General features: G+C 40.7%; 13 protein-coding genes and 9 pseudogenes. 16 read left to right on the forward strand and 6 right to left on the reverse strand.

What is annotated here, in order from left to right:
• Positions 1-10 precede the first annotated feature (10 nt).
• From parC to ACU8V8_RS02585, 4 genes and pseudogenes are all read left to right on the forward strand, one after another.
• Positions 11-2,303 (forward strand): annotated as a pseudogene (parC, locus tag ACU8V8_RS02570) (DNA topoisomerase IV subunit A).
• 155 nt (positions 2,304-2,458) lie between these two features.
• Entirely contained in the window at positions 2,459-3,172 is a 714-nt protein-coding gene (locus ACU8V8_RS02575; protein ID WP_446888747.1) for a 1-acylglycerol-3-phosphate O-acyltransferase, read from the forward strand.
• The gene (gene rraB, locus ACU8V8_RS02580) at positions 3,172-3,507 is read left to right on the forward strand and encodes a ribonuclease E inhibitor RraB (RefSeq protein ID WP_087532880.1); all 336 of its coding nucleotides are present in this window, start codon (positions 3,172-3,174) and stop codon (positions 3,505-3,507) included. Before ACU8V8_RS02575 ends, rraB begins: the two co-directional genes overlap by 1 nt.
• 159 nt (positions 3,508-3,666) lie before the next feature.
• The gene (locus tag ACU8V8_RS02585; RefSeq protein ID WP_446889564.1) at positions 3,667-4,887 is read left to right on the forward strand and encodes an HD-GYP domain-containing protein; all 1,221 of its coding nucleotides are present in this window, start codon (positions 3,667-3,669) and stop codon (positions 4,885-4,887) included.
• On the opposite strand, the gene ACU8V8_RS02590 is transcribed toward ACU8V8_RS02585, so the two are convergent.
• Entirely contained in the window at positions 4,847-5,185 is a 339-nt protein-coding gene (locus tag ACU8V8_RS02590) for a hypothetical protein (RefSeq protein WP_446888748.1), read from the reverse strand. The two genes, ACU8V8_RS02585 and ACU8V8_RS02590, sit on opposite strands and share 41 nt — an antisense overlap.
• 314 nt (positions 5,186-5,499) lie before the next feature.
• Here ACU8V8_RS02590 and ACU8V8_RS02595 point away from each other — a divergent pair.
• From ACU8V8_RS02595 to cyoE, 8 genes and pseudogenes are all read left to right on the forward strand, one after another.
• Positions 5,500-6,776 (forward strand): annotated as a pseudogene (locus ACU8V8_RS02595) (outer membrane protein transport protein).
• A 454-nt stretch (positions 6,777-7,230) separates the two neighbouring features.
• Entirely contained in the window at positions 7,231-8,931 is a 1,701-nt protein-coding gene (dld, locus tag ACU8V8_RS02600) for a D-lactate dehydrogenase (protein WP_446888749.1), read from the forward strand.
• Between the two features lie 1,302 nt (positions 8,932-10,233).
• Positions 10,234-10,611 (forward strand): hypothetical protein, encoded by a 378-nt coding sequence (locus tag ACU8V8_RS02605; protein WP_446888750.1) that lies wholly within the window; start codon positions 10,234-10,236, stop codon positions 10,609-10,611.
• Positions 10,612-10,871: 260 nt separating this feature from the next.
• Positions 10,872-11,786, forward strand: coding sequence for a ubiquinol oxidase subunit II (gene cyoA, locus ACU8V8_RS02610; RefSeq protein ID WP_446888751.1), 915 nt, complete (start codon positions 10,872-10,874; stop codon positions 11,784-11,786).
• Between the two features lie 2 nt (positions 11,787-11,788).
• A pseudogene (gene cyoB / locus ACU8V8_RS02615) lies at positions 11,789-13,793 on the forward strand (cytochrome o ubiquinol oxidase subunit I).
• The gene (cyoC, locus tag ACU8V8_RS02620) at positions 13,790-14,410 is read left to right on the forward strand and encodes a cytochrome o ubiquinol oxidase subunit III (protein WP_446888752.1); all 621 of its coding nucleotides are present in this window, start codon (positions 13,790-13,792) and stop codon (positions 14,408-14,410) included. Before cyoB ends, cyoC begins: the two are co-directional and overlap by 4 nt.
• Positions 14,410-14,769: a cytochrome o ubiquinol oxidase subunit IV gene (gene cyoD, locus ACU8V8_RS02625; RefSeq protein WP_446888753.1), complete on the forward strand. Its 360-nt coding sequence runs from the start codon at positions 14,410-14,412 to the stop codon at positions 14,767-14,769. Before cyoC ends, cyoD begins: the two co-directional genes overlap by 1 nt.
• A gap of 44 nt (positions 14,770-14,813) precedes the next feature.
• Positions 14,814-15,697: pseudogene (cyoE, locus tag ACU8V8_RS02630) on the forward strand (heme o synthase).
• 65 nt (positions 15,698-15,762) lie between these two features.
• Here the strand turns inward: cyoE and ACU8V8_RS02635 are convergent.
• The 5 genes and pseudogenes from ACU8V8_RS02635 to ettA form a co-directional block, all read right to left on the reverse strand.
• Positions 15,763-16,434 (reverse strand): hypothetical protein, encoded by a 672-nt coding sequence (locus ACU8V8_RS02635; RefSeq protein WP_446888754.1) that lies wholly within the window; start codon positions 16,432-16,434, stop codon positions 15,763-15,765.
• A 56-nt stretch (positions 16,435-16,490) separates the two neighbouring features.
• Entirely contained in the window at positions 16,491-17,399 is a 909-nt protein-coding gene (locus ACU8V8_RS02640) for a histone deacetylase family protein (protein ID WP_446888755.1), read from the reverse strand.
• 53 nt (positions 17,400-17,452) lie between these two features.
• Entirely contained in the window at positions 17,453-17,821 is a 369-nt protein-coding gene (locus ACU8V8_RS02645; protein WP_446888756.1) for a PilZ domain-containing protein, read from the reverse strand.
• Positions 17,822-17,857: 36 nt separating this feature from the next.
• Entirely contained in the window at positions 17,858-18,214 is a 357-nt protein-coding gene (locus ACU8V8_RS02650; protein WP_446889565.1) for a TlpA disulfide reductase family protein, read from the reverse strand.
• A 247-nt stretch (positions 18,215-18,461) separates the two neighbouring features.
• A pseudogene (gene ettA, locus ACU8V8_RS02655) lies at positions 18,462-20,135 on the reverse strand (energy-dependent translational throttle protein EttA).
• Positions 20,136-20,348: 213 nt separating this feature from the next.
• Here ettA and ACU8V8_RS02660 point away from each other — a divergent pair.
• The 4 pseudogenes from ACU8V8_RS02660 to ACU8V8_RS02675 form a co-directional block, all read left to right on the forward strand.
• Positions 20,349-21,297: pseudogene (locus ACU8V8_RS02660) on the forward strand (homoserine O-succinyltransferase).
• Positions 21,287-22,353 (forward strand): annotated as a pseudogene (locus ACU8V8_RS02665) (homocysteine S-methyltransferase family protein). Before ACU8V8_RS02660 ends, ACU8V8_RS02665 begins: the two co-directional pseudogenes overlap by 11 nt.
• A gap of 9 nt (positions 22,354-22,362) precedes the next feature.
• Positions 22,363-24,992, forward strand: a pseudogene (gene metH / locus ACU8V8_RS02670) (methionine synthase).
• A 320-nt stretch (positions 24,993-25,312) separates the two neighbouring features.
• Positions 25,313-25,612: pseudogene (locus tag ACU8V8_RS02675) on the forward strand (DUF6559 family protein); the annotation flags it as partial.
• Between the last annotated feature and the right edge of the window lie 8 nt (positions 25,613-25,620).

A 25,620-nucleotide genomic window follows, 5' to 3' on the forward strand; every position in this document is an offset into this window, starting at 1 on the left:
GTAGGCTTTGATGAGTGATACAGATACCTTGCTGATGCAAGGAGTTGAGCAACAAACAATGGGGCGTTTTACAGAAGACGCCTATTTGAATTATTCCATGTATGTGATCATGGACAGGGCATTGCCACACATTGGCGATGGCTTAAAACCGGTCCAGCGCCGTATTATTTATGCGATGAGTGAGCTGGGGCTATCGGCTGCGGCTAAATATAAAAAATCAGCACGTACTGTTGGTGATGTACTGGGTAAATATCACCCGCACGGTGATAGTGCTTGCTACGAAGCCATGGTGTTGATGGCACAACCTTTCTCTTATCGTTACCCATTAGTGGATGGCCAAGGTAACTGGGGTGCTGCGGATGATCCTAAGTCATTTGCTGCAATGCGTTATACTGAAGCTCGTTTATCCAAATTCTCGGAAGTGCTGCTCAAAGAGCTAGGCCAAGGTACCGTTGATTGGACTCCTAACTTTGATGGCACCATGGATGAACCACAGGTTCTACCTGCTCGACTGCCACATATTTTATTAAACGGTATTACCGGCATTGCAGTTGGTATGGCGACAGATATTCCACCGCATAATGTACGAGAAGTGGCCAGCGCATGTTGTTTACTGCTTGATAAACCAAAAACTGAGCTTAATGAGTTATTAGAGCTTGTTCACGCTCCAGATTATCCGACAGATGCGGAAATAATCACTCCAAAAGCGGATATTCAAAAAATATATCAGACAGGGCGAGGCTCAATAAAAATGCGTGCAGTTTATACGCAGGAGCAAGGTGATATTGTTATCACTGCATTGCCACATCAGTGCTCTGGTAGTAAGGTCCTTGAGCAAATAGCCGCGCAAATGAATGCGAAAAAAACTGCCAATGGTGGCAGATTTACGGGATGAGTCTGATCACGAAAATCCGACGCGCATTGTAATTATTCCAAGGTCTAACCGTATTAAAGCAGAGCCGTTAATGGCTCACTTATTTGCTACCACAGATCTTGAAAAAAACTACCGTGTGAATTTAAATATGCTTGGCCTTGACGGCCGTCCGCAGGTGAAAGACTTACGTAGTATTTTGACTGAGTGGCTGGTATTTAGACGCGAAACAGTGCGTCGACGTTTGCAGTACCGTTTGGATAAAGTTCTCGCCAGATTGCATATTTTAGAAGGTTTATTAGCTGCCTTTTTAAATATCGACGAAGTGATTGAAATAATTAGAACTGAAGATAAGCCAAAGCCAGTCTTGATGGAGCGTTTTGATATTTCTGAAATTCAGGCTGAAGCAATTTTAGAGTTAAAATTACGTCATTTAGCTAAACTTGAAGAATTTAAGATCCGCGGTGAGCAAGATGAGTTAGCAAAAAGAGCGTGACAAGCTTGAGCTTACTTTAGGTTCAGACCGTCGTATGTCGACATTACTGAAAAAAGAAATTCAAGAAGCCGCTGAATTATATGGTGATGACCGTCGCTCATCTGTTGTTGAGCGTATTGAAGCAAAAGCATTGAGCGAAAAAGATTTAATCCCATCAGAATCCGTGACGGTTGTGTTATCTGAAAAAGGGTGGGCACGAGTCGGTAAAGGCCATGATTTAGATGTTGAGGGCTTAAATTACAGAGCAGGCGATGAATATAAAGCGTCTGCACGTGGTAAGAGCAATCAACCTGCTGTTTTCTTAGATTCAGCAGGACGGGCATTCGCCACCGATGCACATGGCCTACCATCAGCGAGAAGCCAAGGCGAACCAATGACGGGGCGCTTCAACCTCAGTGCTGGGGCTAACTTTGAACATGTTGTCATGGGCGAAGATAAACAAGTATTACTGATGGCCTCTGATGCGGGTTATGGTTTTATTACTGACTTTATAGATTTAGTTAGTAAAAACAAAAATGGTAAAGCACTTGTGAGTGTGCCTAAAGGGGGCAGCTACTCGCGCCGATCCGCGTCAATGATGTGGCGACAGATTACTGTATGGCGATTTCAAATGAGGGGCGCATGTTGCTTTTCCCATTACGTGACTTACCAAAACTAGGTAAAGGTAAAGGAAATAAAATAATTTCCATCCCAAGTGCAAAAGTACAAGCGCGTGAAGAGTTTGTCAAAGTGCTCACCGTCGTGCCACAAGGCTCTAGCGTGACACTGCATGCAGGTAAGCGAAAGTTAACACTCAAACCGAGTGATCTTGAGCATTATCACGGAGAACGGGGACGTCGCGGAAATAAGCTACCACGAGGCTTGCAACGTGTTGATGAGGCTGAAGTTGAGTTCATGCCAAATGATGAGATAAACGAATCACCTCAGCCAGAATAAATACAGCTATACTTGATAATCATACGGCCTGCTAATGCAGGCCGTTTGTTTTTAAAGGATAAATTAATTTAAGCTTACAAGTGTGCGCTAAACTCTCGTTTAGCGACTAAAATAACGCTATAATGCCCGCGCTTTAATTATTGGAGAGTATTTTTTTGCTAGCTTTTATTCGTATCTTAATCATGGCTTTGTTTATTTTGTTGAGCTGCTTTTGCGGTTTAATATTGTGTTTAATCAAACCTTTCCATAAAAATAATGTACATATTATTGCAAGTTGGTTTGGCTCTATGGCTAAAATGCTCGGTGTTAAACTCGTTATCACACGCCACAGCGAGGTACTAAATGCAGGCCCTGCCGTGTATTTAGCAAACCATCAGAATAATTATGATTTATTTACATTACCAGCTGCAGTGCCAGAAAACTGTGTAAGTTTAGGTAAAAAAAGTTTGAAGTGGATCCCTTTTTTTGGTCAGCTTTATTGGCTGTCTGGTAATATTCTTATAGATAGAACGAACCGTTCAAAGGCTGCTGGTACGATTTCAAAAGCAGCTGAAAAAATCAAACAAAACGGTTTATCTGTGTGGATGTTTCCTGAAGGAACGCGTAGCTATGGCCGAGGCCTATTACCGTTTAAAACAGGGGCATTTCATACGGCTTTGAATGCACAGGTTCCTGTCATACCCGTGTGTATGAGCACAACGGATAAAACCATTAAACTAAATCGTTGGGACAATGGTACAATCTGCATTGACATGTTAGCACCACAGCACCTTGATAAAGAGATAAGTGCGCGTGAGCACGCAAGCCGCGTTCACGCTATAATGGCAGCTAGAATTACCGAATTAGATGCGCAAGTGAGAGAAAAATAATGGAAAATTGGCGTGAAATTAGTGAAGACATCGTAACTTCTTTATTAGAAGATGGCTCTGACCCTGAAATCCTATATGAAGTAGAACACCATTTTGTTTGTGAAGACTTCGTAAAACTTGAGCAAGCCGCACTTGCTGCGTTTAAGCTAGGCTATGATGTTGAAGAACCTGCTGAATTAGAGCTTGAAGATGGCGCTAAAATTTGGGGGTTTGATATTGTTGTTGAAGCTGAGTTAGACGTAGATGTAATTATGGAAGACGTTGATAAGCTCGCTCAACTTGCTGTTGATACAGGTGTTGAGTACGACGGCTGGGGTACTTATTTTCAAGAATAAGTGATAGCCACTAGGTCCTAGCCACTAGGGCCTAGAGCAGTTTACCAACCCGCCAGTTTTCTCATACTTATTTATTGTTCCTGCTTTTAGTTATAGACATTTATACTGGATAGTTGATAATAAAAAGCCATTATTCAAAAAAGTAACTTATTGCTATTTATGCTCATTACCCTTCCTATTTCCGAGCTTGTGCCAGGTATGTTTGTTGACAGTGTTAGCAAACAGTATGAGGGCGTTGACAGTATAAAAATTAAAACTCGTGGATTAGTCCGCGATAAATCGATTATTCAACGCCTTATCTCTGAAGGTGTGCAAGAGTTACTGATAGACTTTACCCAAAGTGACGTAGGGATCCCTGCTAAATACCAGGAAAAACCTGATACCACCGCAGAAAAAGCGCAACCAGGTAAAGCAAAGAAAAAAGTAAAAAAAGTAGTTTCTGTTGAGCAAGAGTTTGCCAAAGCGAGCGTTAGCTATGAGCAGCATAACCGAAAGTTACAAAGTTTATATGGCGATGTAACATCGGGTTTGAAAATGAATATCTCCTTATTAGACGATATCGCCAAAGATATCGTTGCTTCAGTATTTCGTAATCATAATGCCATGACAATTCTGACTCGGCTCAAAGATAAGAATATGTATAATTGGCGTCATATGACCAATTGCGCGATTTTAGTGACGGTTTTTGCTAAGTATCTCGGTTATAAAGAAGAAATAGTACAAGAGCTGGCAATGGGGGCATTGCTACATGATTTAGGTCAAGCTAAATTACCACAGGGGATATTCTCTAAGCCTGAAGAAGTGAACGAGCTAGAGATGCAGGCGATAAAAAAGCACGTTGCTCAGAGTTTAGGGCTTGTAAAAGGTGAAAAGGGGATCACTCCGTTAATGCTTGATATGATAGTCAACCATCATGAACGTTTAGATGGCAGCGGTTATCCGCGAGGAATAGCAGGTGAGAAGTTAAGTCGCCCGGCTAGGATCATGGCTATTGTCGATGTATATGATGCGATGAGCTCTGACAGGCCACATCAATTAGGAGATGAACCTATCAATGTTTTACGTTATTTATTGGGTAGTAAGCACTTATTTGATAGTGAGTTAGTACAGCGGTTTATTAAATGTTTAGGCGTACACCCAGTTGGCACAATTGTTAAGCTAACCAATGAGCGTTTAGCGTTAGTCACTGAAGGAAACCATCAAAATCCAATTAAGCCTAAAGTTAAAATATTTTACAATGCTAAGCATAACCACCATGTTACGGCAAAAGATATTGACTTAACGTCGCCTGAGCATGATTTAAAAATCCTCGCTAGCATAAAGCCCCTTGATTATCAGCTTAATTTGGCTCGTTTGTTAAAAGAGCACTTGTTGGTTTAGTATCTTTTGTAATTGATTTATCACAGCGCTTTTTGGTTGACTGTCTTGCAGATAACAAGGCACCACTAAAACAACTCACCATTAATACTAGCCATAGTAGTGTGCCTTTCTCTGAATGAAGTGCACCACAGCAACATAGTAAAGCTATAAAAGCAGCCACTATCGCTCCTAACCAATAATGATTAACAGGGTTATCGCATTCACCGGCTCTGGTACATGCGCAAAAGTTTGCTTTACAAAAACTAAATACGCTGGCCCCACAAAAAACAAGAGCCATAATAATTAATACTATTTCCACAGCTATCCCCTTAACTGGTGTTTGCAAATAGTCTAATTGTGCAGATTAATCAAGTCAATGTAAATGATAATTAATTACAATTAGAGCTTTAACTCTAATACCATATTTCTCATCCGATGAGTTTTAAAAAAATGTTAAAGTGCAGTTAAAAACCCTGTTTTTTGCCATTTTTTACCATATTCATGAAGTTTTTTACAAAAAATTAAGGTAGTGTAGCGAAGTTTTGAAAATAATTACTTGATCCTAAACAACCTGTGCACAGGTTAAGAACAACTAAATGGGTATCCAAGCTTTGCTTTGGTTAAGGAAACACAATGAAATTTACTAAAACTCTAATTGCAGCATCACTTGCTGTTTTATCTACTGATAGCTTTGCTGCCGCTTTCCAACTAGCAGAGCATAGTGCCTCTGGCCTTGGGCGTGCATATGCTGGTGAAGCTGCTGTTGCTGATGATGCTTCTGTCGTTGCTCGAAACCCTGCGCTTATGACTTTATTTAAAGATAAGCAAATCTCTGTGGCTGGTATTGCAGTAATTCCTGATGTGAGTTTAAAAGGTGAGAGCACGGCGTATGGTTCAGACTCAAGTACGCTCGATGACGATAGTATTGCGCCAAGTGCGTTTGTACCAGCTGGATATTTTACCATGCCTGTACATGAGCGTGTATCAATTGGTTTTGGTGCTTTTTCGAACTTTGGTTTAGCGACTGAGTTTGATCAAGCCTATGAAGCAGGTTCGGTAGCAGGTGAAACTGAAATTGTAACTGTTAATATGAATGCCAGTGTGGCTTACAAAATTTCTGAGCAAGTAAGTTTAGGTTTTGGTCTAAACTATATTTATGCTGATGCAAAAGTTATACGTAATGCTGGTGAAAACCCATACGGTTTACCTGCACAAACTCAAACTGCACACCTTGAAGGTGATGATTATGCGTTTGGCTGGAATGTGGGTGCTATGTATCAGCTAGATGAGAATAGCCGTTTTGGTTTTAACTATCGCAGTGAATCAACGGTGGATTTTTCGGGGAATACTCAAACCAAGTACCTACACAAGCAGGAGGTTTTAATGGTGAGATTGCTCCTGGTCAATTAGAGCTTACACTACCTGCAATCGCTGAGTTTTCTGGTTCACATCAATTAGATGAAAAAACAGGACTTCATTATAGTGTTTTATGGACCGGTTGGAATAGTTTTGAAAAACTAGAAGCGTATACGCCGAGCCAAGAAAGTCCTGTCTTTTCTAAAAAAGAAAACTTTTCTAACTCAATGCGTTACTCTATCGGTGGTGATTACCAGTATACTGATGCCTTACTCCTTCGCGCAGGCTTAGCGTATGATGAGTCGCCGGCAGACAAAAACCATATGTCTATTTCGATCCCTGATACAGACCGTTTTTGGTTATCGTTTGGTGCTAACTATGCCTTTAGTAAGAACTCTAATATTGACTTAGGCGCGAGTATTTTACGTGGTAAAACGCAAAACTTTACTGAAAAAGACAGCTTAGCAGAAAAGCTTGGGCAAGAGGTTTATTGGGGCTTTGAGTCTAAGGGCCATGCCGTGTTAATTGGTGCTCAATATAACTACACGTTTTAACCTTTTCGGCTAAGCGAGGCGATTCGCTTTCGATATAAAACAAAAAAGCCGCGTTATGAAGTTTCATAACGCGGCTTTTTTGTTTTCACTGCTTTATTCGTAAACTATATAGGTTGAAACTTATTACAATAGTTATTGAGTGAGGATTGCTTAATAGAGCTAATTTAGTGCCTTTGTACATAATGCTGGAAGTGCTCGCGTAAATAGCTATATCACTTTAAAAACTAACCAAGTAGCTAACTTAGCTGCTTTATAAGTCGGTCATTAATGACTTACTATATCTTTAAGTGAAAAAATCTAATCTGCATTCACTGGAATAATTTGTTCTTATATTGCAAAATAATTGAAATAAAATAGGAGTCGAACGATTATTTTAGTTTCTATATAGATAACAACTTAACTTTTGATAGTATATTGTCGGCATATACTAAATATCACTACACTAGGAATAATAATGACTAGCAGCTCAGCACATACTTCATTAATCCAAGAATTAAACACAATTGTAGGTAGTAAATTTACGCTAACTGATGATTCGAAAATGCAACCTTACTGCAAAGGGTTTCGCTTTGGCTCTGGTAACGCTTTAGCAGTGATCAAACCTGCAACATTAGTGCAAGTTTGGCAGGCGTTAAAGGCGTGTGTTGCAAGCGATGTGATAGTGATAATGCAAGCGGCTAATACGGGACTAACCGGTGGCTCTACACCTGATGGCAATGACTATGATCGTCCTATTGTTGTTATTAATACAATGCGTATAAGTGATATCCAACTAATTGATAATGCAAAGCAAATAGTTGGACTGGCTGGGGCGACTTTATTTGGTTTAGAAGATGTATTAAAACAGTATGGTCGTGAACCGCATTCAGTCATTGGTTCGTCGTGCATTGGTGCATCTATAGTTGGAGGTGTTTGTAATAATTCTGGTGGTGCTTTAGTGCAGCGTGGTCCCGCTTATACTGAACTGTCTTTATTTGCTCAAATCGATGAACAAGGTAATTTGTCGTTAGTTAATAACTTAGGTATACACTTAGGTGATAACCCTGAAGAAATTCTCACTAACTTACAAAATAAAAACTACAATGAGGTGGATGTAGAATACGGGGAACACAGAGCATCTGATAATGAATATCATGAGCGTATTAGAGATGTTGATGCAGATACGCCATCACGATTCAATAATGATGGGCGTCGCTTATATCAAGCCTCTGGCTGTGCAGGCAAGTTAGCTGTTTTTGCTGTACGCATGGATACATTTCCTATTCCTGATAAATATCAAGTCTTTTACCTTGGTACTAATGACGCTAACGTGCTTGCGCAAATTCGCCGAGATATGTTGTCATCTTTTAAGACTCTGCCTGTTTCAGGCGAGTACATTCATAGGGAATGCTATGACGCATGTAAAAAGTACGGCAAAGATACATTCTTAGTTATTGATAAACTTGGTTCTAAGTTTATCCCTAAGATGTTTGCTATGAAGAGAAGCGTTGATCGTATTGCTGATAAGCTCTCATTCTTACCAGCTAAGTTTTCAGAGCGGGTGATGCAGTATTTAAGTTATTTATGGCCAAATCACTTACCAAGGAGAATGGAAGATTTTCGTGATAAATATGAACACCACTGGATCGTTGAAATGAGTGGAGATGGTGTAGATGAAGCGAAAGCTTACTTTGATAAGTTTTTTAAAGAGAACGAAGGCAGTTACTTCGAATGCACTAAAGATGAAGGTGAAAAAGCAATTTTACATCGCTTTGTAGCCGGCGGCGCTATTGGGCGTATGCATGCGATGCGCGCTAAAGAGCTCGGTGATGTGATGACCATAGATGTTGCATTTCCACGTAATGAAAAAGAATGGTTCGAACAATTACCCAAAGAGCTAGATGATCAAATAGAAGTAAAGCTCTATTATGGCCATTTATTTTGTCATGTGATGCATCAAAACTACATTATGAAAAAAGGTGTCGATGCGAAAGCCGTTAAAAATAAAATTTTACAAACATTTGATGAGCGTGGTGCAGAATACCCTGCTGAGCATAATGTGGGTCATGAATATTTCGCTAAAGATACTTTGAAAGCATTCTACAAAGAGCTTGATCCAACAAACTCCTTTAACCCTGGAATAGGTAAAACTAGTAAGTGTAAACATTGGCATTGATAATGAAATGTTAATCTTGTAAATTCCTTCCCCTTTCATAGTTGTAAATATTTTATTCTCGGCAGTTTATAAAAACTGCTGAGAATGAAACTAACTTTTCCAAACTAAACATTAATGAAATTTATGTATAAGCCAAGGTAAATATTTAACTAACTGATATTTATTGTTTTTAGTGATTTATGCTGCTTTTTATTAACTTTTCGATTAGCACTTTTAACGATTAAATGATGTGAAAATGGATAGATTAATTTTTTTCACCTATTGAGTTTATTTTTATCAGTTGTCACCGCAGAGCTATTACTCTAAATTTAGATTCAAGCAAACAGCGGAGCAAACCAAATAAGGTTACAGCGTGTTTAGGCTACTAAGCCAAGTTATAAATGCGAGCAGTTTGCAATGAAAAGAATCTTTATAATTGTGTGTGAAGATGTTGTCAAAAAGACGACTCAAGTTAGGGATTAACTTGGCTTGAGTTGCTTTTTTATTTTAACCGCCGCGCAGTTAGATGAACTAGTTTTCATCAATGAATTTAGAGTGTACAGATTGCACTTAAAACCGAATCTTTATAATTGTGTGTGAAGATGTTGTCAAAAAGACGACTCAAGTTAAGGATTAACTTGGCTTGAGTTGCTTTTTATTTTAACCGCCGCGCAGTTAGATGAACTAGTTTTCATCAATGAATTTAGAGTGTACAGATTGCACTTAAAACCGAATCTTTATAATTGTGTGTGAAGATGTTGTCAAAAAGACGACTCAAGTTAGGGATTAACTTGGCTTGAGTTGCTTTTTATTTTAACCGCCACGCAGTTAGATGAATGAAGTTTTCATCAATGAATTTAGAGTGTACAGATTGCACTTAAAACCGAATCTTTATAATTGTGTGTGAAGATGTTGTCAAAAAGACGACTCAAGTTAAGGATTAACTTGGCTTGAGTTGCTTTTTATTTTAACCGCCGCGCAGTTAGATGAACTAGTTTTCATCAATGAATTTAGAGTGTACAGATTGCACTTAAAACCGAATCTTTATAATTGTGTGTGAAGATGTTGTCAAAGGCGGCTCAAGTTTTTTTAAAGCTTGGGCTGTTTTTATATCTGCTGTATATATTTCTCCCCTAAATATTTTTCTTATTATTTTTTCCTTGTAGCGTATGTTTATTTTGTTATACTTTTGAACGAATTTTCAGTACTTACTGAAAGTTTATTGATTTAGATCATCTATACATAGTTAAAAATATAGTATGTGAACAACATTTTTAGTAAGGTTTTATTCGTTTGAGTTTAAATACGTGTTCGCCATCCTGCATGTTAACAACGTTAGGTCGTTGGCAACTGGCTGTGCGTGCAACACTTGCTGGACGAGAACTTTTATCAGTATTTTTAATCTTACTGCTTAATTTGTCTATGATTGCCAGCGGTGCAATTGAAGATGCTATAGAGCTTAAAAGCTTATTAACCGAAGGGGCTGTTTATGAGTCATCTTTAGTTAATGTATTTAGTTTTTTGGCTTACCCTGTAATATCGTGTCAGTTACTTATCGGGTTATGTTGGTTACTATTTCATTATATTCCATCACGTCGTGCAGGTATTATTTTACGTAAAACGACCTTTTCACTTGCCCAAACACTAAAGTCTCAAATTACAAGTCATGCCCATGGCTGTCGAGCTCCCCCCTCGCTTTAACGGTTGAATGCTATCTAATTTAGCTGAGTGAATAGCAAGCTTTATTCTCAAAATAGATTGCAGCAGTGTGTCTGTTATTCAACCATCCCTAAATAACTCATTCAAGCTTTTGGGTTTGCTGTAAAGCTGTTTGAGAAATATAAAGTGTTGTTTATGTAAAAGCTAAGCAACTCGCATCAAATTATATAACCATTTTACGTCGAACTTTATTGCTTGAACGCATCGCAACGTATTTTGGCTGTAAGTTGTAGGGTAGTCATTTGTTAAATCGAAACCTATGTAATATTGCTCTAGGCACACTTTTGCTGGCACTGACCGGCTGTAAAGGTGGAGTGCTTGATCCCAAAGGGCAAATCGGAATAGACGAAAAAAATCTAATTATCATTGCCACTGTATTAATGCTCATAGTGGTAATTCCAGTCATAGTTATGACGTTGTACTTTGCGTGGAAATATCGTGATGGGCAAGATCATGAAGTATATGCTCCTAAATGGGCACATTCTACAAAAATTGAAGCGGCGGTATGGGCTATTCCTATTGTGATAGTAATTATATTAGCCGTTATTACTTGGCAGTCGACTCAGGAGCTGGATCCATATAAACCGTTAGAAGGTAAAGGTGAGCACTTAACGGTAGAAGTGGTTTCGCTCAATTGGAAATGGTTGTTCATTTACCCAGATCAAGGTATCGCCTCTGTTAATGAACTCGTGTTTCCTGCCAATGTTCCTGTGGAATATAAAATAACTTCGCAAAGCACCATGAATTCTTTTTTCATTCCCCAACTGGGTAGCCAAATTTACTCTATGGCTGGTATGGAAACCAAACTGCATTTAATCGCTAATGAACCAGGCACGTTTAAAGGTTTTTCTGCTAACTATAGTGGCGCAGGTTTTACTGGTATGAAATTCAATGCCATTGCGACACCAACGCAAGCTGACTTTGATACTTGGGTAAACAAGGTTAAAAGTCAAAAAAATACCCTTTATAAAGCGGATTACGATGCATTGGCACAGCCTAGCGAAAATAATCCTGTTAGCTATTTTAGTGATGTTGAAGCGGGCTTGTTTCATACCATTGTTATGAAATATATGCAGGCGCATGGTGATATGAACAAGAAGCATAAAGCAATGCCTGAACACAGTGGTCACACAATGCATAGTGAAGGCGAGGAATAATTATGTCGTTATTTGGAAAGTTAACATTAGATGCTATTCCGTTCCATGAACCCATTTTAATGGTGACAATGGCGGTAGTAGTGATTTCAGCAGCTTTAATTGCTGCATTGGTTACAAAATATAACAAATGGGGTGTGCTATGGCACGATTGGATCACCTCGATTGATCATAAACGCTTAGGTGTAATGTATATCATTCTTGCGCTTATTATGCTTTTTCGTGGCTTTTCTGATGCCATTATGATGCGAGCACAGTTAGCGCTCGCGACGAGTGGTGCACCGGGTTATTTACCACCAGAGCATTACGATCAAATATTTACAGCTCACGGCGTGATCATGATCATCTTTATGGCGATGCCATTTATGATTGGTTTAATGAATATTATTTTGCCCTTGCAAATTGGTGCTCGTGATGTGGCCTTTCCATTTTTAAATAATTTAAGTTTTTGGTTAACCGCAGGTGGGGCAATATTAATTAATATTTCTCTATTTTGCGGAGAGTTTGCAAGAACTGGTTGGGTGGCTTACCCGCCATTATCGGAGATGTCCTTTAGCCCTGGGGTCGGGGTCGATTATTATATTTGGGCATTACAAATATCGGGTATTGGTACGTTGTTAACAGCAGTAAATTTCTTAGTCACTGTATTTAAAATGCGTGCACCTGGAATGCGTTTAATGCAAATGCCAATTTTTACTTGGACATGCACTTGGGCAAATATATTAATCGCTGCGTCATTCCCAATATTAACGGCGGTGTTGACTATGCTAACACTGGATCGCTATTTAGATTTTCACTTTTTTACTAATGAAGCGGGCGGTAACGCCATGATGTACATCAACCTGTTCTGGGCTTGGGGTCACCCTGAGGTGTATATATTGATTTTACCTGCTTTTGGTATTTTTTTCCGAAGTCATCTCTACCTTTACTGGTAAGCGTTTATTTGGGTATAAATCTATGGTTTATGCCAGTGGTGCTATTTCAATCTTGGGCTTTATCGTATGGTTACATCACTTTTTCACTATGGGATCGAGCGCTAATGTCAATGCCTTCTTTGGGGTAATGACCATGGTGATTGCGGTGCCCACCGGTGTGAAGTTATTTAATTGGCTATTTACTATTTATCGTGGCCGATTACGGTTTAGCGTGCCAGTACTTTGGACATTGGGTTTTATGGTCACCTTTACTGTTGGTGGTATGACTGGCGTATTATTGGCTATCCCTGGTGCTGATTATGTATTGCACAATAGCTTATTTTTGATTGCACATTTTCATAACACCATCATCGGTGGTGCGGTATTTGGTTACTTAGCTGGTTTTGCATTTTGGTTTCCTAAAGCTATGGGCTTTAAACTTCATGAAGGGTGGGGGAGAGCGTCATTCTGGTGCTGGCTAGTAGGCTTCTTTGTTGCATTTATGCCTTTATATGTACTTGGCTTTTTAGGAATGACACGACGTTTAAATCACTCTAACAACCCTGATTGGAATATCTGGTTGTATATCGCCTTTGTTGGGGCGGTGATCATTATGTTCGGTATCGTATTTCAAGTGGTGCAGCTGTTTGTTAGTTTTAAAAACCGCGAAGTATTAAAAGATACAACAGGCGATCCGTGGAATGGTCATACGCTTGAGTGGTCTACCTCATCACCACCACAGTACTATAACTTTGCAACGATCCCACATGTTCACGACATAGATACGTGGACAGATATGAAAGAAAAAGGCCAAGCGTATCAGCAAAAGTCGAGCTACGCGCCAATCCACATGCCAAAAAACACCTCGGCAGGGGTGATGATGAGTGCCTGTTTTACAACTTTTTGCTTTGCCATGATTTGGCACATTTGGTGGTTGGCTATTGTCGGCGTTATTGCTGGAGCCGCGGTATTCTTTAAACGCTGTTACACCAGCGATGTTGATTACTACGTGCAACCAGAAGAAATTCTTGAAATTGAAAGTGCACATAATGCCAGTGCAACAACATTTAACCAAGGTAAGGAGTTCAGCGCATGAGTTCGATCCCTGCTGATATGAATATCATCAATCATGATGCCCATACTCACGAGCATCATGATACCGGTGGCGACACGGTATTTGGTTTTTGGCTCTATCTAATGACAGACTGCTTATTATTTGCCTCATTTTTTGCCACTTATGCGGTGCTTTATATGAACACTGCCGGTGGCGTATCTGGCAAAGATATTTTTGAACTGGATTTTGTAGCGGTTGAAACTGCAGCATTACTTTTAAGTAGTATCACCTTTGGCTTTGCTATGATCTCTGCACATGCACAGAAAAAGGCTATCACTTTAATGTGGTTAGCGGTCACATTTGTTCTTGGTGCTGTATTTATTGGTATGGAAATTTATGAGTTTAATCATTTGATTGCTCATGGTAATGGTCCACAACAGAGTGCTTTTTTATCTGCGTTCTTCTCATTAGTTGGCCTACATGGCTTACATGTAACAGCAGGTTTAATTTGGATGGCAACGATGATGATTGAAGTATCACGTCGGGGTCTAAAGCCTGCCACCGTTACCCGTTTAAGTTGCCTAAGCTTGTTTTGGCACTTTTTAGATGTGGTGTGGATTTGTGTATTTACCGTTGTTTACCTAATGGGGATGATGTAATGAGTCATAGTGAATCACATGCATTAGATGAGCTGCACGTACAAAACCAAAGTGATGCTTCACACGGCAGTGTTAAAGACTATTTAACTGGTTTTGTTTTATCGATTGTACTGACGGCGATTCCATTTTGGGCGGTGCTGAGCGGTACGTTGTCAAAGCCAACGACCTTTGCCTGCATCGTCGTAATGGCCATTGTGCAAATTTGGGTGCACTTAAAGTACTTCTTACACCTGAACTTTAAAACCGAAGATGGCAAAGCCAGTTCGTTATCATTCATTTTCAGTGCGCTGATCATCGTGATGGTGGTTGGGCTATCGGTGTGGATCATCTACGAATCGAACGCCATGATGATGTACTAGCCCCAGCTAGTACATTGTTAACAGCAAAGAATAGAGGACAGCAGATGTTTCGTCGTTATTTAAAGGTCACTAAACCCGGTATTATTATGGGTAATGTAATCTCGGTTGCGGGTGGTTTTTACTTGCTTCGCAAGGGAGTATTGATGGCTGGTTAATGCTTGCTACATTAGTGGGTTTATCTTTGGTCGTAGCTTCAGGTTGTGCGATTAATAATGTGATTGACCGTGATATTGATAGGTGTATGGCACGTACTAAAACACGGGTGACTGTAACGGGCGAAATGTCTGCCAAGACTGCTTTGCTGCATGGTACAGCACTTGGCATATTAGGTTTTGCTCTACTAGTGATTTTTACTAACTGGATTACAGTGTTTTTTGCTGTGTTTGGTTATGTTATTTATGTGGCTGTTTATAGCTTATATATGAAGCGCCGCTCAGTGTATGGCACATTTGTAGGGAGTTTATCTGGCGCTGTACCACCTGTTGTGGGCTATTGCGCCGTGACTGCACAGTTTGATATTGGTGCATTGATTTTATTGGTGATGTTTAGTTTATGGCAAATGCCACATTCTTACGCGATTGCTATTTTTCGCTATAAAGACTACCAAGCTGCACGCATTCCAGTGCTGCCAGTAGCGCACGGTATTGATAAAGCAAAGCACCATATTGTGTTATATATCGCCGTATATGCGTTAGTGGTGATGCTCTTAACAATTGGCGGTTATACCGGTATGGCGTTTTTAGCCGTTGCTTGCACCACTAGCTTTTGGTGGTTATTAATGGCACTAAGAGGTTATCGCCGTAATATTGATATTAGTGGATGGGCGCGCCAAGTGTTTGCGTTTTCAATCCTTAATATTACTGCTTTGAGCATTGCTATGGCAGTTGATTACCAAAGTGTGCCATCCCAATTATTTATACTTAATTAAAACCAATTTTATTCCAAAGTTAACAAAGGCTCTGAGTTCTCCGAGGAGCCTTTTTTCTTTATGTGTTAGTTTTCTAACTGCAAGTCTTCACTATCAAAATAAAGTGGCTTTAAAGTACCGCAGTTAATGAATTTATAGGTTAACTCCCTTTCTTTTGGCACACGTTTAGAAGTACGGAATTTTTGCAAACAGGCACTGGTTAGATCAACATAAATAAGGTGGTTAAAACTCGGTGATTGGGTGATTTTATGGATATAAATGCGTTCACTTTCTTTTAAGGTAATTAAATCATATTCTTGCCATTGCGATGACTCAGCTAAATCATCCAGTTCACGGGTATAGAGTAGTTCACTCATTTCTATGGTGCGATTTTCATATACTAAGGTGCCATCGCGGCGGTAATCGCCGTTATAGATATCAGCGGTTATTGTTATTTCTTCACCACGCCTTAAACGTTGAATATTAAATGGCTTAGGCTTAATTGTTATCAGTTCTGCACCTCTTACAACATTTAAAAAAGCGACATCGGGGTTTTCTATTTTGTATACGATTTGCACATCGTGAGGTTGTTTGTATGTGGGAAGATTGACGGCAAATATGCGCGAACCCTGATTCACCAATGCCATTGCATGCTCTGCATTATAAGCGGGGTTTATAGGCGGTAACTCTTTTGCCTCTGCCTCGCAATACGCTACAGTCGTTTGTCCTAGCAGCAACATAAAAAAGAAAAATCGCATAATAACCTCAATTAATTTATAGGCTTAAAGTGTAGCTTAAATTTGCACTAACACTATTAAAAATGTGCTGCTTGCTCTACAACAATGGCATGGCGCTTCGCTAGACGTAAATGGTCTCGGTCGTAACCGCCACCTATCACGGTTGCGACAGGTGTATTATGCTCAATACAGCGTTTTAGAACCAAGTTATCTCGCTTTTCAATGCCTTGCCAGGTTATATCAAGCTTGCCTAGACCATCTTGTTGCCAAATATCGACACCCGCATCATAAAGTACTAAATCAGGGTTGAGCTCTTTGAGTAAAAAACTCAAGGTATCATCAACAATGCCTAAGTATTCATCGTCTTGCATATTGTTGGCTAAACCAATATCGAGATCGCTGGCCGATTTACGAAATGGGAAGTTCTTTTCACAGTGAATTGAGCAGGTATACGCATAAGGTTGGTGTTGCAACATGGCGGCGGTGCCATCGCCTTGATGCACGTCTAAGTCAAAAATTAATACATTGGTTACTTCGCCTGATTGAATCAGGGTTTGTGCAGTAAAGGCGAGATCGTTGACCATACAATAGCCTGAGCCAAAATCGGTGTGAGCATGATGAGTCCCGCCCGCTAAATGGCAGGCGATACCATTTTTAAGCGCAAGACGTGCTGTTTCAAGAGTACCGAGTGGTGCTGTGAAAGTACGGGCTATAAGTGGTTCTGACCAAGGTAGGCCAATGCGTCTCAGGGCTTTTTCTTCGAGGTTATTATGCCATAAGTCAGCTAAATAATTTGCGCAGTGGACGAGCTCAAGATCATCTGAGTTACCGAGTCTTGGTTGAGTTAAATTGTTATTAACTAGCCCTAGCTGTTTTACGTGCTGATATAAATTAGCAAATTTACTCATGACAAAGCGATGTTTAGGATCAAAGTTAAATGAGTAATTTGGATGATAAACCAGAGGCAAACGTGGGTTTAAAGTCATAACAGCGCATTTTTAATAATTTACGCCATGGTAATCAAGTTGCAGCAGATAGTCTATTCTTGTGGTGCGTGAATAAGCATTGCGAGTTCACGGTGTAATAGCCCGTCATCACCTAAATTAAGCTCCACCAAACGTTTTAAATACGTAATACTTTCAATATCGATATGAGTACAATGCAAACCAAAGTGCAGGGGCTCAATATGGCTAATTTCAACCGCCATAGCAATGCTTACTTGGCTATCAGGCAAGGTAAAGGCAAGTTCAGCCGATTGATGTTTGTCAGCTTTTAAGCCATTGGGGTGGCTAATCAATACACCGTTGAGTGATACATCAAGCAATTCACAGCTAAAGCTTTGCTCGTTTATTAAAAGTGTTGCGGGAGTAGAAAACAACACGCGGGTATATTGACGACGATTAACCATAATTAACCTCAGTGATTATATTTATGTAAATTATAGTCACGATTTTACAAGTTTGGCGGCATTCGCTTTAAGTTTTTCGTTGTTAGGGTTTGATGTTGTGGTTAGCCACACAACTTGACCATGCATATTAATAAATAGCGTTATAGGGGTGCCGCGAATTCCTAACCGTTGAGCGATTAAGTCAGCTTTTATTGCGGTTTTAAAATGATGACCGCGACTGATGAGAGATTGCTGAGGATCTGCTCCCTCATCTTCACGAAAACTCACGCCTATAACTTGTAAGCCATACTGTTGATATTGTTGGTGGATTTGATCGAGCGCTGGTTGTAGCTTTTGCGAGTATGGGCACCAGGTTGCCCAAAAGTGTAAAATATATGGCTTTCCTAAAAAGATCTTTTTGTGTTAAGTGAACTCCCGTCTGCCATTTGTAAGGTGAGCGCGGGTAGTCTAGGAAGCTGTTTTTGCTCAAGCTCAGCTGCGTAGCCAAATAAGCTTATGCTTAATAAAAAAAAGTGCGAATAAGTATTTCATAGCGGTTAATTTTTAGTATGAAGATACTTAACTAGAAAGGGGGCGGGTATATTTCTTTCAAAAAATAAAAAGCCCCGCATAAATGCAGGGCTTAAAATATGTTTAGAACCTAACCTATTTTTTTGTATTTAATACGCTTAGGCTGCGCTGCAGCTGCACCGAGGGTTTTCTTTAACCATTCTTCATATTCGGTGTAGTTACCATCGAAGAAGTTAATTTGGCCTTCATCACGGTAATCAAGAATGTGCGTAGCAATACGGTCTAAGAACCAACGGTCATGCGAAATACACATTACATTACCCGGGAACTCTAAAATTGCATTCTCAAGGGCACGTAAAGTTTCAACGTCCAAGTCATTGGTTGGCTCATCCAGCAGGATAACGTTGCCGCCAGCCTTTAATAATTTAGCTAAATGTAAACGGTTACGCTCACCACCAGATAGGTCTTTAACAAACTTTTTGTTGGTCATTGCCTTTAAAGTTAAAGCGGCCTACGTAAGCACGGCTTGGGAATTCAAAGTTGCCAATTTTAAGCATATCTTGGCCGTCAGCGATTTCTTGGAAAACTGTATTACTGTCGTCCATGTTGCCACGGAATTGATCAACTGTAGCAAGCTCAACTGTTTCACCAATCGTGATATCGCCGCTATCTGGCTTTTCTTCACCGCTTAGCATTTTAAATAGGGTCGATTTACCCGCACCATTGGCACCGATAATGCCCACAATAGCGCCCTAGGCATGGTGAAGTTTAAGTCATCAATGAGTACGCGATCACCAAAGCTCTTCTTCAAGTTTTTAACTTCAATCACTTGGTCGCCTAAACGCGGGCCAGGTGGAATAAATAGCTCGTTGGTTTCGTTACGTTTTTGGTAATCAGAGTGTTGCAACTCAGAAAACTGCGCCATACGCGCTTTAGACTTAGCTTGACGACCTTTCGGGTTTGAACGTACCCATTCAAGTTCTTGGGCAATTGATTTTTGACGGGCTTTTTCAGATTTTTGCTCTTGCTGCAAACGCGCGTCTTTTGTTCAAGCCAAGAAGAGTAGTTACCTTCCCATGGGATACCTTCACCACGGTCAAGCTCTAGAATCCAACCCGCTACGTTATCAAGGAAGTAACGGTCATGCGTTACCGCCACAACGGTGCCTTCGTAATCATGTAAGAATCGCTCAAGCCATGCTACAGATTCAGCATCTAAATGGTTTGTTGGCTCATCAAGAATAAGCATGTCTGGTTTTTCTAATAATAAACGACAAATCGCGATACGACGACGCTCACCACCGGATAAAACCTCAACTTTAGCATCCCAAGGTGGCAGGCGAAGCGCATCAGCAGCACGGTTCTAATACGTTATCAATGTTGTGGCCGTCATGGGCTTGAATGATCGCTTCAAGTTGACCTTGCTCTTTGGCTAGCGCGTCAAAGTCAGCGTCTTCCATAGCGTATTCGTTATAAACTTCATCAAGTCGGTTTAGTGCGTTTTTAACTTCACTGACCGCTTCTTCTACTGTTTCGCGCACGGTTTTGCTTTCATCAAGTACCGGCTCTTGCGGTAAGTAACCAATTTTAATACCCGGTTGAGGGTGTGCCTCACCTTCAAACTCTTGATCAACGCCAGCCATAATACGTAGTAAGCTTGATTTACCCGAGCCGTTTAAGCCAAGTACACCAATTTTTGCGCCAGGGAAAAAATGCAATGAGATATCTTTTAAAATAGTGCGCTTAGGTGGCACTACTTTCGATACTCGACTCATCGAGAAAATAAACTTATCTGGTAAAACCATGGAAAAAGCCTTCGAATTATAAATAAAATTATGATGGCTTATTGTAGAGTCTCATAGCCTAAACAGTCAACGAATCAGCAACGTGAGCCCTGTGTTTTTAAGGAATTAGGCGATATACCAAATTCATCTAGACATCTATACATCTAGAGGTTGAAATTTACTGCTAACAGGTCATAATTAGCCATTGGTTAAAATAATGCTTGGAGTGAATGAATGCCTATTACAGTGAAAGATGAATTGCCTGCAATTGCAAAGTTACGTCAAGAAAATGTCTTTGTAATGCCAAAAACCCGTGCGAAAACACAAGAAATTCGCCCGATGCGACTGGCCATCTTAAACTTAATGCCGAATAAAGTAGAAACCGAAGTACAGTTTATTCGCTTACTGGCAAACTCACCGCTGCAAGTAAATGTTGAGCTTTTACGCTTAGATACTCACCGCAGTAGCAGTAATTCAGAAGCGCATTTAGACACCTTTTACCGTTATTTCTCAGAAGTAAAAGACAACAACTACGATGCTATGTTAGTTACCGGCGCACCGCTTGCGCATTTAGAATACGACGATGTCGCTTATTGGGATGAGCTCAAAGTGATACTCGATTGGGCTGAGCAACATGTAACATCAACCTTGTTTTCGTGTTGGGCGGCACATGCAGGTTTATTCCACCATTATGGTTTAAAGCGCGAATTAAAACCGAAGAAGCTCAGTGGTGTATTTACTCATCATTGCTACTTTGAACACGCCGCGCTTACACGTGGTTTTTGATGATACCTTTGTGGTGCCACATTCTCGTTTTGGCCATATCGATATTGAGAAAATTAATGCCTGCGAAGATTTAGTTGTATTGGCAGGCTCAGAGCGAGTGGGTGCTTACTTACTTAAGAACAAGTCGGGGAGTCAGGTGTATATTACAGGTCATCCAGAATACGATGCCGACACATTAAAGGGCGAATACCAACGCGACCTTGCAAAAGAGCCCAACGCCGCTATGCCTGAAAATTACTTTCCTGATAACAACCCAGATAACGAGCCGTCGAAAACCTGGCAAAGCCATGCTTTCTTGTTATTTTCGAATTGGTTAAATTACTATGTGTATCAAACCACACCTTATGATATTAATCTCGTTAGCCAAGCAGTAAGGACTAACAACTATGCCGAGTAATACAGTGAATAAACATGCAGAACTAACCGAGGCGCTCAAACAGCGAATTTTAATCCTCGACGGCGCTATGGGCACCATGATCCAAGAGCATAAATTAGAAGAAGAAGATTACCGTGGTGAGCGTTTTAAAGACTGGCATGTATTAATTAAAGGCAATAACGACTTGTTAAGCCTTACTCAGCCTAAAATAATTGCTGATATTCACCGTGGTTTTTAAATGCCGGTGCCGATATTATCGAAACCAATACTTTTAACTCGACCACTGTCTCAATGGAAGATTACGACATGGCAAGTATCAGCCGTGAGGTAAACCTCGAGTCAGCCAAGTTAGCACGTAGTATTTGTGACGAGTTCACCGCTAAAAATCCTGATAAACCACGTTATGTGGCAGGTGTACTTGGGCCAACGTCAAAAACTTGCTCAATCTCGCCTGATGTAAATGACCCAGGTTATCGTAATATCACCTTTGATAAATTAGTCACGGCGTATGTTGAGTCTACCCTTGCTTTAATGGAAGGCGGCGTTGATTTAATTTTGATAGAGACTATTTTTGATACCTTAAACGCCAAAGCAGCCTCATTCGCTGTTGAAGAAGCGTTTGAGCAAGCAGGGCGTACATTACCGGTGATGATCTCAGGTACCATTACTGATGCATCAGGGCGCACGCTTTCAGGGCAAACTACCGAAGCGTTTTATAATTCAATCCGTCATATTAAGCCTATTTCTATTGGCCTTAACTGCGCACTAGGCCCAGATTTATTACGCCAATATGTAGAAGAGTTATCACGGGTGTGCGAAACCTTTGTCTCTGTTCACCCTAATGCTGGCTTACCTAATGAATTTGGTGAATACGATTTAGAAGCGCCTGAAATGGCTGTTGAGATCATTGATTGGGGCAAATCGGGTTTTATAAATATTGTTGGCGGTTGCTGCGGCACCACACCTGCTCATATTAGAGCATTTGCCAAGGGCCTTGAAGCGGTTAAACCTCGCCAATTACCTGAGCTTGAAGTGCGCATGCGCTTATCTGGCCTTGAAGCGTGTAACTTAAATTAGGAAACCGACATGACACAACAAATAGCAGTATTTACAAACGTCGGTGAGCGTACCAATGTAACCGGCTCAGCCATGTTCAAGCGTTTGATCATGGAAGAAGATTATGAAACCGCTCTTAATGTTGCCCGTGAACAAGTAGAAAACGGCGCACAGGTAATTGATATCAACATGGACGAAGCCATGCTGGATTCAAAAGCCGCCATGGTGAAGTTTTTAAACTTAATTGCCTCAGAGCCTGACATTTCTAAAGTCCCCATTATGGTTGATTCCTCTAAATGGGAAGTGATTGAAGCGGGCTTAAAGTGTATTCAAGGTAAGGCGATTGTTAACTCAATCTCACTAAAAGAAGGTGAAGAGCCATTTAAACGCCAAGCCAAAATTATTAAACGCTTTGGTGCTGCTGCCGTTGTTATGGCGTTTGATACCGATGGCCAAGCCGACACCGCAGATCGTAAGTTTGAAATATGTGAGCGCAGTTACCGTATTTTAGTTGATGAAATAGGCTTCCCGCCAGAAGATATTATTTTCGACCCAAATATCTTTGCGGTTGCCACAGGTATTGAAGAGCATGATAACTACGCGGTCGAGTTTATTGAAGGCACGCGTCGCATCAAGCAAAACTTACCCCATTGTAAAGTGTCGGGTGGGGTATCGAACGTATCGTTTTCGTTCCGTGGTAATAACCCAGTACGTGAAGCGATTCACTCGGTATTTTTATACCATGCCATAAAAGCAGGCATGGATATGGGCATAGTCAACGCAGGGCAACTTGCCGTTTATGACGATATTCCAGAAGAGCTACGTAAAGCCGTTGAAGACGTTATTTTAAATACCGACTCAGGCGCAGGTGAGCGCTTAGTAGAGCTTGCACCTAAGTTTTCAGGTATGGCTCAAGCCGAGCGTGTTGAAGATTTAGAGTGGCGTACGTGGCCTGTTGAAAAGCGTCTTGAACATGCGCTTGTTAAAGGTATTACCGAATACATCGACGAAGACACCGAAGAATGCCGCGCGGGTGCCGATAAACCCATTCACGTCATCGAAGGGCCATTAATGGATGGCATGAACGTGGTAGGTGACTTATTTGGCGCGGGTAAAATGTTTTTACCACAAGTGGTAAAATCAGCCCGGGTAATGAAGCGTGCCGTGGCCTACCTAGACCCATTCATTGAAGCTGAAAAAGAAGAAGGCGCCACTAACGGCAAAGTAGTGATGGCGACTGTTAAAGGTGATGTACACGACATTGGTAAAAACATTGTTGGCGTCGTACTGCAATGTAACAACTACGAAGTGATTGATTTAGGCGTAATGGTACCTGCAGAAAAAATTCTGCAAACAGCGATAGATGAAAAAGCCGATATTATTGGTCTATCTGGCCTTATTACCCCATCGCTTGATGAAATGGTACACGTTGCCAAAGAAATGACACGCCGCGGCTTTGAATTGCCGTTATTGATTGGTGGTGCAACCACATCTAAAGCACATACTGCGGTTAAAATTGAGCCGCAATATGATAAAGGCGTGGTGTATGTAAATAACGCCAGCCGTGCGGTGGGCGTGGTTTCAAACTTGTTATCAAAAGAGCTAAAACCTGCCTTTTTAGAAAAAACCAAAGCTGAATATGTCAAAGTGCGCGAGCAACAAGCGCGTAAAAAGCCGCGCTCAAAACCGGTGACTATTCAACGTGCTCGAGATAACGCAGCCCAACTTGATTGGGATAACTACACGCCACCGGTGCCGAAAAAACTCGGTGTGACTGAGTTTAAAGATGTATCAATCGCGACATTACGCAAATACATCGACTGGACGCCTTATTTCATGACTTGGTCAATCGCGGGGAAATACCCACGCATAATGACTGATGAAGTGGTGGGCGAGCAGGCGCAAAGCTTGTTTAAAGACGCTAACGACATGTTAGACGAGCTTGAGCAATCAGGCAGTTTGCAGCCGCTTGGGGTGATTGGTTTATTCCCAGCAAACCGCGTTGGCGACGACATTGAAATATACACAGACGAAAGCCGCTCTGAGGTATTAACCACGTCGTGCCATTTACGGCAGCAAACCGAAAAAACCGACTTTGCTAACTACTGTTTAGCCGATTATATCGCGCCAAAAGGTACACCTGATTACTTTGGTGCATTTGCAGTAACTGGTGGCCTTGAAGAAGACGACTTAGCCGATGCCTTTGACGCTAAACAAGATGACTATAATAAAATTATGGTCAAAGCGGTGGCCGATAGACTCGCAGAAGCATTTGCCGAGTACTTACACGAGCAAGTGCGCAAAGAGTACTGGGGTTTTGCACCGGATGAAACTTATCAAACGATGAGCTTATTCGAGAAAACTATCAAGGCATTCGCCCAGCACCTGGTTACCCGGCTTGCCCTGAGCATACTGAGAAAAAGAAAATCTGGCAGCTACTTGATACCGAAAAGCGCATTGGCATGCAGCTCACCAGCTCATACGCCATGTGGCCAGGCGCAGCAGTTTCAGGTTGGTACTTCTCACACCCTGAAGCTAAGTATTACGCGGTGGCCGCAATTCAAAAAGATCAGGTTGAAGATTACGCCAAGCGTACCAATATGACTTTAGAAGAAGCCGAGCGTTGGTTATCGCCTAATTTGGGGTATGAGCCGGAATAAAAGAGTAGCTGTAAGCGGTCAGTTATCAGCCGTCAGTTTAAAACAAAAAACGAGTCAAATTAGGCTCGTTTTTTATGATCAAGGCTATTTTATTATTGAGTTAAATTAAGGGGGGTAGGGTAAGGCTGTTGTTTCAATGCGATAAATTCGGTTTAATAGGAACAAAGGCTATTGCTTAAAAGTGTTTGTCACAGATTAGTTAACCTAATGGATTTGATCGGGTTTAATTATAAAAGTCATAAAAAGTAAATCTTCACGCCTTAAATATGAAAGTTTTGCATGTAAAAGGAGTTAAATTAGATGCTTGATATTTTCCAGAAAAACTCAGTAAAAAAATTGCAAGGGTTCTACCACCTGCTTTAGTCAAAGCGTTTGAAAAGAAAAGTTATTATTCTATTGAAGAGGTAAAAAGTGTTTTTACAGGCGCGTTAAAGACTAATCATAATATAGAGTATGCCTTTGCTATGTTTTGCCTGTTATCTGAATTTGAAGATCTAGAGTTTCAATCAACTTATGATGACTTACGTGCTATTGTTTCTAAAAAGTGCTTTGGCGGTTGGCTTCATTTTAATTTCGATTCACTCCTAGATTATTCTAAACGCTCAAAAAACTTGGAGTGAGGGTGGTT

Source organism: Pseudoalteromonas sp. SaAl2, assembly GCF_052947895.1.

Bases quoted from the DNA above. Each gene is read 5' to 3' on its own strand.
- rraB (WP_087532880.1), top strand. From the start codon at position 3,172: ATGGAAAATTGGCGTGAAATTAGTGAAGACATCGTAACTTCTTTATTA.
- ACU8V8_RS02585 (WP_446889564.1), top strand. From the start codon at position 3,667: ATGCTCATTACCCTTCCTATTTCCGAGCTTGTGCCAGGTATGTTTGTT.
- dld (WP_446888749.1), top strand. From the start codon at position 7,231: ATGACTAGCAGCTCAGCACATACTTCATTAATCCAAGAATTAAACACA.
- ACU8V8_RS02605 (WP_446888750.1), top strand. From the start codon at position 10,234: ATGTTAACAACGTTAGGTCGTTGGCAACTGGCTGTGCGTGCAACACTT.
- cyoC (WP_446888752.1), top strand. From the start codon at position 13,790: ATGAGTTCGATCCCTGCTGATATGAATATCATCAATCATGATGCCCAT.
- cyoD (WP_446888753.1), top strand. From the start codon at position 14,410: ATGAGTCATAGTGAATCACATGCATTAGATGAGCTGCACGTACAAAAC.
- ACU8V8_RS02635 (WP_446888754.1), bottom strand. From the start codon at position 16,434: ATGCGATTTTTCTTTTTTATGTTGCTGCTAGGACAAACGACTGTAGCG.
- ACU8V8_RS02640 (WP_446888755.1), bottom strand. From the start codon at position 17,399: ATGACTTTAAACCCACGTTTGCCTCTGGTTTATCATCCAAATTACTCA.
- ACU8V8_RS02645 (WP_446888756.1), bottom strand. From the start codon at position 17,821: ATGGTTAATCGTCGTCAATATACCCGCGTGTTGTTTTCTACTCCCGCA.